Consider the following 12,995-nt stretch of genomic DNA (forward strand, 5'->3'; position numbering starts at 1 on the left):
GGGTAGTTGGGCACGGCTCCCCCACAATGGGCCGATGCGGGTCTTTGCCGCGCTGGTGCCCCCGCCAGCGGTCCTCGACCACCTCGAAGCGGCCCTCGCGCCGCGCCGCGAGGCCGGTACGGACCTGCGCTGGACCGACCCGCACCAGTGGCACGTCACCCTCGCGTTCATGGCGGCCGTGCCCGAGCACGCGGTCGAGCCGCTGCTCGAGCGGGTGTCCGACGCCGTCGTGGATGTCCCCGCGCCCCGCCTCTCGCTGGTCTCGGCTGGCACCTTCCCCGACTCCGTTGCCGCGCGGGTGCTGTGGGCGGGGGTGGCAGGGGACGACCTCGTGCCCCTGGCGCGCAGGGTGCGCAGCGCCGCCAACCGCGCGGGCGCGGCCCCCGACGGTGGCGCCCTGCACCCGCACGTGACCGTGGCGCGGTTCCGCCGGCCCACCGAGGCCACCCGGTGGGTGCGTGCCCTGGAGCCGTATGCCGGTCCGGCCTGGACCTGCGAGGAGGTCACCCTCATCGCGTCCCACCTGGGCGAGAGCCGGGGTCGGCGACCGCGGTACGAGGAGCTGGCGAGGGCTCCCCTGTGGCACCGCTGAGCCCGCGTTCGCGGGCTCAGCGCGGCGGCGCCATACGAGGGTGCTGGCCTTGGCCAGTCCCGCACGCGACGTTGCCGCGGGTAGGTGACCCTGCCGCGAGCACGCCCGCGGCAACGTGAGGCGAGCGCGGCACCGTGGCAGGACCTCGGTTGGTGCCCTCGGCAGGACTCGAACCTGCGACCTAGAGATTAGAAGGCTCTTGCTCTATCCAGCTGAGCTACGAGGGCAGCGGCGGCAAGTCTAGGCGGAAGGCCGACCACCGCTGAGGAGCGCCAACCGCCGCAGCGCCAGCTCGGCCAGCAGTGCCGCCCCGTCGGGCACGACCGAGTCGTCGAAGTCGGCTCGGGGTGAGTGGTTGTCCGGCGCGGCCTCGTGGTCCGCCGCCGGGCACGCGCTCAGGTTGACGTACGCGCTGGGCACCAGCCGGCCCACGAACGAGAAGTCCTCGGACCCCATCTCGGGGTTGCGCTGGTGGGCGTAGCGCTCCTCGCCGAAGAGGTCGGTGATCGTCGCCTTGGCGAAGGCGTACTCGTCGTCGTCGTTGACGGTCACCGGGTAGCCGGGCAGGTGCGTGACCTCCGCGCGCAGCCCATGGGCGGCGGCGATGCCCGTCGCCAGCTGCTCGATCCGGCGGCTCACCTCGACCCGCGCCTCCTCCGACAGGCTGCGCACCGTCGCCTCGAAGACGGCGTCGTCGGGGATGATGTTGTCCTTGGTGCCGCCGACGAACTTGCCCACGGTGACCACCACCGGGTCGAACACGTCGAACCCGCGGGTGACGAGCGTCTGGAGGGCCACCACGATCTCGCATGCCACGGGGATGGGGTCCTTGGCGCGGAACGGCTGCGACCCGTGGCCACCCTCGCCGACGACGCGGACCGCCACCTCGTCGGCTGCGGCCATCAGCGGTCCGGGGCGGCCGAACCACGTGCCGAGCGGGTACTCGGAGGAGTAGACGTGCAGCGCGTAGGCGGCGTCGACCCGCCGGCCCGCCACGTCGAGCAGGCCCTCGTCGATCATCGGCTCCGCGCCGCCCGGGCCCTCCTCCCCCGGCTGGAACATGAAGACCACGTCGCCCTGCAGCTCGTCGCGCAGCTCGTGCAGGATGCGGGCCGCACCGACCAGCCCGGCGACGTGCAGGTCGTGGCCACACGCGTGCATGAAGCCCTCGTGGCGCGAGGCGAACTCCAGCGGCAGGTCCTCGGTCACGGGCAGGGCGTCCATGTCGCCGCGCAGCAGGACGACCGGGCGCGCTCCGTCGACGGCACCCCCGTCGACCGCACCCCGTCCGCGCAGGACTGCCACCACCGACGAGAGCTCCCGACCCAGCGTGATCTCGAGGTCGAGCCCGGAGAGCGCCTCGAGCACGGCCTGTTGGGTCAGCGGCAGGTGCAGGCCGACCTCGGGGATCTGGTGGAGCTCGCGCCGCAGGGCGACGAGGTCGGGGCCGAGGGTCTGGGCGAGGTCGAGGGTGCGCACGCGCAGCACGCTAGTACGAGCCGAGGAAGGCATTGCGGCGGGACGTCATCGCCCGCAGGAGCTCCTGCTCGGTCTCGAGCGCGTGGGCGTCCGCAGCGCTGTGGTGCATCCGGAGCCGGAGCAGCGCGAGCTCGCTGGCCGAGTCCTGGAAGGCGCGCATCGACCGCAGGGAGGCGCGCCCGCCCCGGGTCTTGGCCCACAGCCGGGCACTGCGCCGCCCGGCCATGGTCGACAGCATCACGACCTCGCTCTGGCTGAGCCAGCCTGCATCGGCGTAGGGCATGAGGTACTGGCCGATGACACGTCCCTCGCGACGCCTGGCCCAGAGGACCAGGACGACGAAGGCGACGAAGATCGGCACCTCGACGAGGACGTAGACGGCGACCATCCCGGTGCCTCCCGTCACGGCGCCGAGGTTCCACACGGCGTGCGAGAGCGCGGCGAGGAGGAAGCCGCCGACGGGGGCGAGCACACGCAGGGCCCTGCTCCGCGTGGTCGATGCGATGCCGATCCCGATGCCGGTCAGCACCGTGAACATGGGGTGCGCGAACGGCGTGAAGAGGCACCGCGCGAGGAACGTGCCGGTCAGCGCCTGGTCCCCGCCCTCGTCGTAGGCCATGCCGAGGTACTGGATGTTCTCGGTGAACGCGAAGCCGGCGGCGACGATCCCCGCATAGACCATCCCGTCGATGATCCCGTCGAACTCCCGACGCCGGACCAGCCACACGAGCAGCACGAGCAGGCCCTTGGCGAACTCCTCGACCAACGGTGCCGAGAAGACGGCCGTGGCCAGCAGCGCGTCGTCGGCGCGCCCCGTGGCGGACTCGAAGGCGATGTTGGCGCCGGTGTTGAAGATGCCGGCTGCGAGCGTCGCCACCAGCGCGCCCCAGAGGAAGGCGACGACGAGGTAGCGCGCCGGCTCTGCCTCGAACCGGTCGAGCCACAGGAAGGTCGGGATGACGACGCCGAGCGGCAGGGCTGCGAGGAGCACCGCGAGCAGGGAGGTCACGACGCCCAGGGTCGCGCCGTAGTACACCGCGAGCACCGTGGCGGACAGGGTGAAGCCCACCACCACGAGCCCGGCGAGCAGCCAGCCCCGCAGGGTCCGGCGGCTGCTGCGGGCACCGGCCGGGGGCACGGCATACGGCTGCGGCTGTCCCCTCGTCATGACGGGCAGGGTAGTGCAGGGGCTGTGGACCCCGCCCGCCACGCGGTGGCGGGGCAATAGGGTGGTCCGGTGCCTGCGAACCCCACCGACCGCTCCCTCAACGACCGCATCGTCTGGATCGACTGCGAGATGACCGGGCTGTCGCTCGAGCACGACGCCCTCATCGAGGTCGCTGCGCTCGTGACGGACTTCGAGCTCAACCAGCTCGGCGAGGGGGTCGACCTGGTCATCAAGCCGTCCGCGGAGTCGCTGGCGCAGATGGACGACTTCGTCCGCGCCATGCACACCAGCTCGGGCCTGCTCGAGGAGCTCGACGCTGGCACGACCATGGAGGACGCCCAGGAGCAGGTGCTGGCGTACGTCCGCCAGTGGGTGCCCGACGCCCGCAAGGCGCCGCTGGGCGGCAACACGGTCGCCACCGACCGTGGGTTCCTCGCGCGCGACATGCCCGAGCTCGAGTCGCACCTGCACTACCGGATCATCGACGTGTCCTCGATCAAGGAGCTCTCGCGACGGTGGTACCCCCGCGCCTACTTCGGCGCCCCGGCCAAGTCTGGTGGGCACCGCGCCCTGGCCGATATCCGCGAGTCCATCGCCGAGCTGCGTTACTACCGCGAGGCCGTGTTCGTGCCCGCTCCCGGCCCCGACTCCGATGCCGCCAAGGAGATCGCCTCCCGTCACGTCGTGGACCACGACTGACCGGTCCGTATGCCGTGTGGCCGGGTCGGGGTGCCGCCGGGCCGGGTCGCTGTGCCGCCGGGCCGGCACGTGGGTGGGCGAGGTCGCCCACCTGGTCACGAGCACCCCGTGGGACCGGGTAGGATTGTCGACGCTTGCACGGCCGGGCCCTGTCCGGTCGTGTCGCATGGTGGGCGTAGCTCAGCTGGTAGAGCACCGCGTTGTGGTCGCGGGGGTCGCGGGTTCAAGCCCCGTCGCTCACCCCATGCACGAGGCCCCCGACCGTCGCCGGTCGGGGGCCTTCGTCATGCGTCGCCAGGACAGGGCACGATGGGTCGTGTGTTCATGGAGTCACCGCGCAAGAGCAACCTGATCAGGATCACCGTCTGGGCCGCCGCGCTCGGGCTGCTGCTGGGCGTGCTGTCGTCCCTGGCGATGGCCGGCTCGGCCGACGCCCACGCGGTGCTGAAGTCGATCTCACCCAAGGACGGGGCGCGTCTGAGCTCGCCGCCGAGCGAGGTCGTGCTCACGTTCAACGAGCCGATCAGCTCGAGCTTCGCAACGGTGACCGTGGCAGGCACGGACGGGCAGTCGGCGAGCTCGGGCAAGGCGCGGGTCTCCGGCACGACGGTGACGCAGGACCTCTCCGGCGACCTGGCCGACGGCCGCTTCACCATCACCTTCCGGGTGGTCTCCGAGGACGGGCACCCGATCTCCGGCCGCACCACCTTCACCGTGGCCTCGCCGGCGACAAGCACCACCGCCGCCGCGACCTCGACGACCGTCGCGCCGGCCGCCAGCAGCGCCGCGACCAGCGCACCATCGGCTACTGCCGCAGCCGAATCCGATGACGGCGACGGTCGTCCCCTGCGCCTCGGACTGGCCATCGGAGTCGCCGGCCTCGCCATCGCGGCGGGCTTGGCACTCGTCGCCAGATCGCGTCACGACGGGGCCCACTGACGCGCCCGGCGCCGATTTCACTCCGGCCCCGCCGTCCTGCTAATGTCTCTCCTCGCGCGCCATTAGCTCAATTGGCAGAGCAGCTGACTCTTAATCAGCGGGTTCGGGGTTCGAGTCCCTGATGGCGCACCAACACGAAAGGGCCGATCGCGCGATCGGCCCCTCGCGTCGCCCCTCAGGAGGGTGTCTGGGTGGCAGCCATGTGGTGACGGTCACGATGGCCGTGATGGTCCCAGCTCATCGTCGTGGCTGGGTCCCACGAGCATGCTCAAGCCCGGCGCGAGCGGAGTCCCGCCCCCCGGATGCGGGTCGCCCGCAACCTCGGACCAGGTCAGCCGCGCGCGCTGCGGGCAGCGCGAGGTGGAGCGAACTGCCTCCCGAAGCTCGGGTGAATCTGCGCCGTGGAGGTCAAGGACGGCAGGACGAGCCGCACCTCAGCCAGCTCGGGCCCGAGCGAGAATCTCGCGGGCGATCCGGACAGTGGCACGGTCCATGATCTGGCCATCGGGTCCCCGAACAGCTCCCGCACCGGAGGCGAGCGCCTCCTCGTACGTGCTGACGATGGTGCGAGCCCGGTCGACCTCCTCGGCATCGGGGGTGAAGGTGAGGTTGATGGTCTGGATCTGGTTCGGGTGAATGGCGGTCCGCGCTCGGAAGCCCTGCCTGAGCTGCTCTGCCGACGAGCTGGCAAGCCCCGGGGCATCGTCCAATGCCGTGTGCACCGGTCCGATCGGCCGTTCCAGACCAGCACTGGCCGAGGCGACGACGACCGCGAGACGCAGAGGGAGCAGCTCGGTGCGTCGTTGGTCGGGCATGAGTCCGAGTTCACCAGCGAGGTCCGCCTCGCCGAGGGCCATTCGAGACACCCGCGGCGACTCGGCGACGTCCCAGAGGTGTCGGATGCCCTGAGCCGTCTCCACGAGCGCGATGAGGGAAAGGCTCTGCGGCGGCAGCGACCGCTCGGCCTCGAGCCGGTCCAGGAGGCTGGCTGCCATCCGCAGGGACGATGGCTCGGCCTTGGCGAGCATCACGCCCCGGAGTCCCGGGCCGACCACCGCCGTGAGGTCCTCTGCCAAGGTCGAGGCGTCGACCCGCACCCAGATCTCTCCGGCTGTCACCCCGTCGACGATGTTCTCGGCGACGACGCGGGCGGTGTCCTCTCGAGCCGACGCCCGCCGAGCGGGGGCAACCGAGTCCTCGAGGTCGAGGATGACGGCATCCGCGTCGGACGCCCAAGCCTTGGGAACCCACTGGGGCCTGTCCCCGGGCACGTACAGGAGGCTGCGCGGTGAGCGCTCAACCACCATCAGCGACCAGTCGGTCGGTGCAGGAAGCGTCCGGTGGGCTCGCCGACGACCTTGCCCTCGCCGAGCACGCGAACACCTCGAAGGAACGTGTCGGTGACGGCAGCAGTGAGCTCGAAACCCTCGAACGGCGTGTACTCCTGCGACGACTCGCTGTCGGCCGCGCGGACCGTCCAGGTCGTCGTGGGGTCGACGAGCGCGAAGTCGGCGTCGAGGCCGACAGCGACGGCTCCCTTCGTGCGCAGGCCGAACCGCTGCGCCGGGTTCCAGGAGGTGAGGCGGGCGATCTCGCCCAACGGCAACCCGCGCTTCGAGCCCTCACTCACCAGSCCCGGCAGGAGGTACTCGGCGCCGCCGAAGCCCGACTTGGCCACGAAGACGTCGTCCTTGGGCTCTCCGAACTTCAGCTCCTCCCGGCAGCACGCGTGGTCGCTGACGACCCAGTCGACCTCGCCGGCGAGCACGTGCGTCCACAGCGCCTCCACGTCCTCGCGTGGGCGGATGGGTGGGTTGACCTTGGCGCCGAGGCCGCTCGCGGTGTCGATGTCGGCCAGGAGGTGGCCGACCGTGACCTCACGGCGGAAGTCGACCTGGGGAAAGGTTGCGGCCATCCGTAGCGCCGCATCGATCGCCTTGGCCGACGACAGGTGGAGCAGGTTGATCGTGGGCAGCTCGGTCTCGTGCGCAAGGTACGACGCGATGGTGACGGCCAGGCCCTCGGAGTGCTGCGGACGCGAGGCGCTGTAGGCAGCCAGCCCGGTCAGCTCACCGGCCTCCTCGACAAGCTTCGTGTAGGCCGTCATGATCTCGGCCGTCTCGCAGTGCAGCGACAGCGAGATCTCGTCGGCGATCTCCGGGTTCTCCACCCGGGCCTTCTGGACCGCCCTCATGACGAACTCGAAGTGGGCGATGTCGTAGCGCTCGTCCGCGGGGATCATGAGGAAGTCGCTCTGGCTGCTCGACCGGCCGTGCAGACCGTGGCTGCCGTAGAACATGAAGATCTTGAACGACGTGACACCGTGCTCGGCGACGAGCGAGGACACCTCACCCAGGTGCTCGCGGCTCATCGGCGCGAGGTGGAACGCGTAGTCGACGTGGGCGTGACCCTTCGACTTCTCGAGCACCTCGGGGAAGAAGTCACGGTAGGAGCCGCCCTTGTTGAGGTAGTACTGCCCGGTCCTCATGTAGGTCAGTGCGGTCGTGACCCCACCCTGAGCGCAGGCTCGGCTCTCCGTGCTCACGTCGGTGGTGAGGTCGTTGTAGATACCCCAGTGCTGGTGCGCGTCGACGACCCCCGGGAAGAGGAGCCGCCCGCCCCCGTCGACGACCTCGGTGACGCCGTCGACGGGCAGGTCGGGGCCGACGGCCGAGATGACGCCATTGGTGACGGCGACGTCCCAGGCCTGGGGCTCGGGGTGGTCGTGGTGGACGACGCGGACGTTGGTGATGACGAGGTCGGCGGTGCTCACGGTGGCTCCTTCAGCGAGTGGTAGAGGTCGCCAAGCGGCGAGGTGCGGGGGGTGTGGGGTCGGCCAGGAGGGGCATGAGGTTGCGGACGTCTGCAGGAAGCGGCCCGTCGAGGCCGAGGACGAGGTCGCGTACCTCGGCGCTGCGGTGGTCGGGGAGGTGCCCGGCACAGTTCATCGAGAACTTCACGCCGAGCTCCTCGTCTGACAGCGGGCGCCGTGGCCCGCCCCTGTTGGTGAGGACGGACTCGGTCTCCGCGCTCCCGTCGCGAAGCGTGACGGTGACGACCGCGGGGAACTCGTGGGGGAAGATCCCATCGCAGACCTCGTCTCCCTCGACCGTGACCAGGGCCATCAGGGAGCGTCGAACAGGGTCGCGTGCCAAGTCGTCGCGGTAGTCGTCCAGACCCATCGCAAGGCCGCCCCCTCCGCCGAGGAGTCCGGCGACGACCGCATACGGGCCACTGAACTGGGCCTGGTAGCCGGTCTCGGGCGCCTGCTTGGTCGCGAGCGGCTCACCGATGGTCCGCACGACTGCGGAGGGAACGCCGAGGCGGATGGCCACGATGTCCTCCGCGCGGACGCCCCGGGCGCGGAGAGCGAGCCCGGCGTCGATCGCCGTGTGGGTGAAGTGGTTGGCTGGGTACGGCTTGAAGAAGATGTCGGGCACCGCCCAAGTCGTACCGAGCCCGGTGCTGACGGCCGCCGGGTTGGCCTCGCCGCGCAGGAACGCCTCGAAGAAGCCGAACCGACCCTCGAGCACCGTGGGCGGGCCGGTGTAGCCGCGCTGGACCAGCTGGGCGGCCATGACCGCGGCGTGCGCGGCCCACCCGCAGTGCATCCGCTTGACGGTGCCCCCGGTGCGGTTCCCCTCGATGATCCCCGAGGACATCGAGGCGGTGACGCCGAGGACGTCGACGAGCTGCGCCCGGGAGAGGCCAAGGAGCATTCCCGCGGAGACCGCGGCGCCCATGGCCCCGCAGATCGACGTGGCGTGCTGGCCGTGCTCGAAGAACACCGAGTTGCCGAGCTCCTCGTCGTAGCCCGCCATCCCCAGGCGCACGGTCACCTCGAGCCCCACGGCCACGGCGTCGACGAGCGCCCGGCCGTTGGCCCCGACCGACTCGGCGACGGCCAGCGCAGCCGGGACGACGACAGCACTTGGGTGCAGGACGGAGGGCAGGTGGGTGTCGTCGAAGTCAAGGCTGTGAGCGAGGACGCCGTTCGCCAGGGCCGCCTGGGCGGCAGGCAGGGCGACTGCGAGGCCGACGATGTGCGCCTCCGGAGTTCCGCCCTGGGCCTCGACGAGTCCGGTGACGGCGCGGCTCGTGTCGAGGTCCTGCGCCGCGACGCACAGGCCGAGGACGTCGAGGACCCGCAGCGCCACGCTGCGCGACACCTCAGCAGGGGCGCCGTCACGGCGCACGTCGGCGGCGAACTCCGCGAGAGACTGGGCCAGGGTGGGGGCGTCAGCCACGGGAGACCACCGCCAACGGACGGACCGGCGACCCGGTCGCTCCGACGAGTGGCAGCGGTGCGAGGACGAAGGTGAACTCGTGGTCACCGGCGGATGCGACGCCATCGAGGTCCATGGCCTCGATGATGTAGATCCCGTTCTCGACCAACAGGATCCGGTGGGCTGGGAGCAGGCCGTGGCCGGCCCCGGGACGCAGGCACTCGAAGGCGATCGTGTCGGCGCCCACGGCGTGGACGTTGCGGTCTGCCAGCCAGCGCGCACCGGTCTCGCTGACGCCGGGCACGCCCGTGTCGGAGCCGCGGTACACCGACGGGTCGGGGTCGTGGAAGTGCCGACCCCAGCCACTGCGGACCAGGACCACGTCACCAGCCCCCACGTCCGTGCCCTGGACCTCGACAGTGCGCTCGAGGTCATCGACGGTGATCTCGTAGCCCGCGCCACAGCCCTCCTCGAGACCGAGCGCTCTCGGGACGTCGAGGACGACTCCGCGCCGCACCATCGGCTCGATGGTGTGGACACCGAGCTCGAGGAATCGGCCTCCAGTCTGAGCTTGTGCTGCGTTGGCACCCCCGTGGAGGCAGCCGTCCTGCGAGACATGGGCCAAGGCATCGATGTGGGTGCCGACATGCGTGCCCATCGTGATGACGTCGTTGGCCGCCGAGCCGCCGTCCGCCCGGACCATGTCGCCGTGCCGTCGGGGCAGCGAGTGCCAGTACGGCGGGTGGTTCGGCGACTGGGGCATGCCGATGGAGAGGGGCCGTCCGAGGTCGTGGACCCGTATGCCGGCGCGTACCGCCTCGAGGAGGGGGTCAGTCCTGGTTCGGGCCGAGGGCGTAGTCACCGTGGTCTCCATTTTCGTGTCGTCACGCGATGACCTTGCGGTCCCGCAGGTCTGCGATCCGGGCTGCGTCGAGCCCGGCATCCTCGAGGACTGCGTCGGTGTCAGCCCCGAGCGGTCGTCCGGTGAACCGGATCCCGCCGGGGGTGTCCGACATCCCCCAGAGGACGTCGTGCATGGCGAGGCGACCAAGATCGTCGTCCTGGACGTACGTCACCATCCCGGTCGCGCGGACGTGCTCGTCCTCGATGATGTCGCGCGCCGAGTAGACCGGGGCGACGGCCGCCCCAGCCTGTGCGAAGGCCTCGACGACCTCCGCCCGGGTGCGGTGTCCCACCCACGAGCCGACGAGTTCGTCGAGCACGTCAGCGTGCTCTGCGCGCTCACGCCCGGAGCGGAACCATGGCTCCGCGACGACCTCGGGGTGGCCGACAAGGGTGAGGACGCGCTCAGCGATCACCTGGGCGCTCGTCGAGATCGCCAGCCAGTGGTCGTCGCGCGTCCGGTAGGTGTTGCGTGGGCTGTTGTTGACCGACCGGTTGCCGTGCCGATGCGGGACGACGCCAGTCTGTTGGTACTGGGTGGGACCGGGCCCGACTGCGGTCATGATCGGCGCGAGCAGGCTGAGGTCGATGACCTGGCCGCGGCCGGTCTGCTCCCTCGCGTACAGCGCCATCGAGACTGCCGACGACGCTGCGATACCGGCGATGCTGTCGGCGAGTCCGAACGCGGGCAGCGTCGGTGGGCCGTCGGCCTCGCCCGTGAGGTGGGCGAACCCGCTCATCGCCTCCGCGAGGGTCCCGAAGCCGGCACGCGACGCGTAGGGACCGCTCTGGCCGAAGCCGGTGACCCGGACCACGACGAGCCGCGGGTTCGCCTCGAGGAGGACGTCAGGACCGATCCCCCAGCGCTCAAGGGTTCCCGGCCGGAAGTTCTCGACGAGGACGTCAGCTCCGCGGGCGAGGGCCAGCAGCACCTGGGCGCCGTCGGGGTCGCTGAGGTTGATGGCGACGCCGCGCTTGTTGCGCGAGATCTCTTTCCACCACAGCGGAATTCCGTCCTTGACGGGTCCGTGGCCGCGCATGCTGTCGCCGGCAGTGGGGTGCTCCACCTTGATCACGTCGGCGCCGTAGTCCCCGAGGATCTGGCAGGCGAGGGGGCCAGCGAGGATCGTCGAGACGTCGAGGACGCGGACGCCCTCGAGGGGTCCGCCGCTCATCGTGCGACCTCAGGCGCGGGGGCCCGGTGACCGAGCTCCTCGCTGATCAGGCGCGCGGTTTCGACGACGACCTTGGCGTGCTCGTCGATTCGCCCCTGGTCGAAGCGGTCCTGGGGCCCGCAGAGCGAGATCGAGCCGAAGACCTCGCCCGACGCGCGATGGATCGGCGCCGCGACGCTTCCGGCGCCCGACTGGCGCTCGCCGCGGCTCACCGCGAAGCCCACCCTGCGCACTTCCTGCAGCTCACGACGCAGGCGGGCGACGTCGGTGATGGTCGCGGGGGTGACCGGGTCGAGGGCGTGCTCAGTGAGGTACTGGTCGATTTCGTCGTCCGCCAGGTGGGCGAGGATCGCCTTGGAGGAGGAACCCGCGTAGAGCGGGTGGGCGGTACCCAGCGAGATCGACATGCGGATCTCGTGCGGCGAGAGGACCTGGTCGACGTAGACCCGCACCCAGCCGTTGCGCACACTGAGCGTCGCGGTCTCCCCGGTGCGTGCCACCATCCGCTGCAGATGCGGGCGCGCGACCTTCGGGGCGTCGAGGGTCCTCAGCGCCGCAAGCCCGAGGGTGAGCGACCCCGGGCCCAGCCGGTACTTCTTCGTGCCGTCGTCGAACACGAGGAATCCCGCCGAGGTGAACTCCTTGAGGATGCGGTGGGCGACCGCCTTGGGCAATTCGAGCTCGCGAGCGATGCTGGAGACGCCCATGCTCTGCGGCGCCTGGTCGGCGATCAGGGTGATGACACCCAGCGCCCTGAGCAAGCCCGACTTCTGGTCGACGACGATGGTGCTCATGGTGTCCTCCCTGCACAGCTGGGAACAGCAGAATCGGCGATGTTGGCCTGCACGACCCCGTCGCGACGCGCGGATGCCGGCCCGCCCTCGCCGGGCACCGGGAGTGCCGCATCAGGCAGCGGGAGTGCCGCGTCGGTCGGTGGCATCGCACCGCGTTCGGCGGCGACGACGAGGGCAACCGCGCCGAGGATGAGCAGTGCTCCTGGCGCCTGGGCCTGGGTCAACCGCTCACCGAGCACGACCGAGCCAAGGACGACAGCGACGACGGGGTTGACGTACGCGTAGGTGGTCGCGAGCCGGAGCGAGGTGTTCTGCAGCAACCAGGCATAGGCGCTGAAGCCGATGGCGGTGCACAGCATGGTGAGGCCGAGCCAGGCGAGTGCCGAGCGCTGGCTGATCGCCAGGGTGTCCAGATGGGCGGCCTCGCCGACGGCAACGGCGAGAAGGCTGACGACACCGCCGCCGACGAGCATCTGCCAGCCCGAGCTGACGAGGGGGTCCTCGGGCAGGCGTAGCCGTTGAGCGAGCGTCGAGCCCGTCGCCCAGGTCAAGGTCGAGGCGAGCAGGATCAGGACTCCGGTCGTCGCGGTGGCAGTCACGGCGCTCGCGCCAACGAGGAGGAGCAGCCCCACGAAACCGGCGACGATGCCGCCGGCAGCCGTTCCCGAGGGGCGCGACCCGAGGAGCAGGCCGATCGCGAGAGCCCACAGAGGCATGCTCGCGATGAGGAGCGAGGCGAGTCCGCTGTCGACCCGCTGCTGCCCCAGCGCGAGGAGCGAGCTCCCAGCACCGACGAGGAAGAGGCCCACGAGCGCAGCCGATCTGGCCTGCCGGACACCGGGCCACACGGGGCGCCCGAGCACCGCGGCCGCTCCAAGGAGCAGTGCCCCGGCCGTGAGAAACCGAGAGCTCGTGAGGAGCAGCGGCGGGATCGACTCCAGCGCCACCTTGTTGCCGAGATAGGTCCCGCCCCAGAGGAGGTAGACCGCGGCGAGGGCGAGCGCCACCACCGCGCCACGC

12 protein-coding genes and 3 tRNA genes are annotated in these 12,995 nt (G+C 71.0%); 5 read left to right on the forward strand and 10 right to left on the reverse strand.

The genetic code is table 11. The features are described 5' to 3' along the window. Positions 1-34 precede the first annotated feature (34 nt). The gene (thpR, locus tag AC1DV7_RS05100) at positions 35-592 is read left to right on the forward strand and encodes an RNA 2',3'-cyclic phosphodiesterase (protein ID WP_477595235.1); all 558 of its coding nucleotides are present in this window, start codon (positions 35-37) and stop codon (positions 590-592) included. A 150-nt stretch (positions 593-742) separates the two neighbouring features. On the opposite strand, the gene AC1DV7_RS05105 is transcribed toward thpR, so the two are convergent. From AC1DV7_RS05105 to AC1DV7_RS05115, 3 genes are all read right to left on the reverse strand, one after another. Beyond that, positions 743-819 (reverse strand) — tRNA-Arg (locus tag AC1DV7_RS05105). A 13-nt stretch (positions 820-832) separates the two neighbouring features. Continuing rightward, entirely contained in the window at positions 833-2,104 is a 1,272-nt protein-coding gene (locus AC1DV7_RS05110; protein ID WP_477595237.1) for a M20 metallopeptidase family protein, read from the reverse strand. After that, positions 2,082-3,239 carry a PrsW family intramembrane metalloprotease gene (locus AC1DV7_RS05115; RefSeq protein WP_477595239.1) on the reverse strand — a complete coding sequence of 386 codons (1,158 nt, stop codon included), beginning with the start codon at positions 3,237-3,239 and terminating at the stop codon, positions 2,082-2,084. The genes AC1DV7_RS05110 and AC1DV7_RS05115 overlap by 23 nt, the downstream gene beginning before the upstream one ends. A gap of 69 nt (positions 3,240-3,308) precedes the next feature. On the opposite strand from AC1DV7_RS05115, the gene orn reads away from it, so the two are divergent. From orn to AC1DV7_RS05135, 4 genes are all read left to right on the forward strand, one after another. Then, positions 3,309-3,938 (forward strand): oligoribonuclease, encoded by a 630-nt coding sequence (gene orn / locus AC1DV7_RS05120; protein WP_477595241.1) that lies wholly within the window; start codon positions 3,309-3,311, stop codon positions 3,936-3,938. 169 nt (positions 3,939-4,107) lie between these two features. Then, positions 4,108-4,183 (forward strand) — tRNA-His (locus tag AC1DV7_RS05125). A gap of 64 nt (positions 4,184-4,247) precedes the next feature. Beyond that, positions 4,248-4,877, forward strand: a complete 630-nt coding sequence (locus AC1DV7_RS05130) for a copper resistance CopC family protein (RefSeq protein ID WP_477595243.1) — start codon at positions 4,248-4,250, stop codon at positions 4,875-4,877. A 56-nt stretch (positions 4,878-4,933) separates the two neighbouring features. Next, positions 4,934-5,009, forward strand: a tRNA-Lys gene (locus AC1DV7_RS05135). Between the two features lie 302 nt (positions 5,010-5,311). Here the strand turns inward: AC1DV7_RS05135 and AC1DV7_RS05140 are convergent. From AC1DV7_RS05140 to AC1DV7_RS05170, 7 genes are read right to left on the reverse strand one after another with little or no spacing between them, the layout of a single operon-like run. Next, the gene (locus AC1DV7_RS05140; RefSeq protein WP_477595244.1) at positions 5,312-6,184 is read right to left on the reverse strand and encodes an HpcH/HpaI aldolase/citrate lyase family protein; all 873 of its coding nucleotides are present in this window, start codon (positions 6,182-6,184) and stop codon (positions 5,312-5,314) included. Then, the gene (locus tag AC1DV7_RS05145) at positions 6,184-7,650 is read right to left on the reverse strand and encodes a dihydroorotase (protein WP_477595246.1); all 1,467 of its coding nucleotides are present in this window, start codon (positions 7,648-7,650) and stop codon (positions 6,184-6,186) included. Before AC1DV7_RS05145 ends, AC1DV7_RS05140 begins: the two co-directional genes overlap by 1 nt. A gap of 10 nt (positions 7,651-7,660) precedes the next feature. After that, positions 7,661-9,124, reverse strand: coding sequence for an MmgE/PrpD family protein (locus tag AC1DV7_RS05150; protein ID WP_477595248.1), 1,464 nt, complete (start codon positions 9,122-9,124; stop codon positions 7,661-7,663). Then, positions 9,117-9,965, reverse strand: coding sequence for a cyclase family protein (locus AC1DV7_RS05155; protein ID WP_477595250.1), 849 nt, complete (start codon positions 9,963-9,965; stop codon positions 9,117-9,119). The genes AC1DV7_RS05150 and AC1DV7_RS05155 overlap by 8 nt, the downstream gene beginning before the upstream one ends. Before the next feature lie 22 nt (positions 9,966-9,987). Next, positions 9,988-11,181 carry a CaiB/BaiF CoA transferase family protein gene (locus tag AC1DV7_RS05160; RefSeq protein ID WP_477595252.1) on the reverse strand — a complete coding sequence of 398 codons (1,194 nt, stop codon included), beginning with the start codon at positions 11,179-11,181 and terminating at the stop codon, positions 9,988-9,990. Then, positions 11,178-11,975 carry an IclR family transcriptional regulator gene (locus AC1DV7_RS05165; protein WP_477595254.1) on the reverse strand — a complete coding sequence of 266 codons (798 nt, stop codon included), beginning with the start codon at positions 11,973-11,975 and terminating at the stop codon, positions 11,178-11,180. The genes AC1DV7_RS05160 and AC1DV7_RS05165 overlap by 4 nt, the downstream gene beginning before the upstream one ends. Further along, positions 11,972-12,982, reverse strand: coding sequence for an EamA family transporter (locus AC1DV7_RS05170; RefSeq protein ID WP_477595256.1), 1,011 nt, complete (start codon positions 12,980-12,982; stop codon positions 11,972-11,974). The genes AC1DV7_RS05165 and AC1DV7_RS05170 overlap by 4 nt, the downstream gene beginning before the upstream one ends. Between the last annotated feature and the right edge of the window lie 13 nt (positions 12,983-12,995).

The sequence above is a fragment of the Pedococcus sp. P2_E4 genome, assembly GCF_056403935.1.

Bases quoted from the DNA above. Each gene is read 5' to 3' on its own strand.
- AC1DV7_RS05110 (WP_477595237.1), bottom strand. From the start codon at position 2,104: ATGCCTTCCTCGGCTCGTACTAGCGTGCTGCGCGTGCGCACCCTCGAC.
- AC1DV7_RS05140 (WP_477595244.1), bottom strand. From the start codon at position 6,184: ATGGTGGTTGAGCGCTCACCGCGCAGCCTCCTGTACGTGCCCGGGGAC.
- AC1DV7_RS05160 (WP_477595252.1), bottom strand. From the start codon at position 11,181: ATGAGCGGCGGACCCCTCGAGGGCGTCCGCGTCCTCGACGTCTCGACG.
- AC1DV7_RS05115 (WP_477595239.1), bottom strand. From the start codon at position 3,239: ATGACGAGGGGACAGCCGCAGCCGTATGCCGTGCCCCCGGCCGGTGCC.
- thpR (WP_477595235.1), top strand. From the start codon at position 35: ATGCGGGTCTTTGCCGCGCTGGTGCCCCCGCCAGCGGTCCTCGACCAC.
- AC1DV7_RS05130 (WP_477595243.1), top strand. From the start codon at position 4,248: ATGGGTCGTGTGTTCATGGAGTCACCGCGCAAGAGCAACCTGATCAGG.
- AC1DV7_RS05165 (WP_477595254.1), bottom strand. From the start codon at position 11,975: ATGAGCACCATCGTCGTCGACCAGAAGTCGGGCTTGCTCAGGGCGCTG.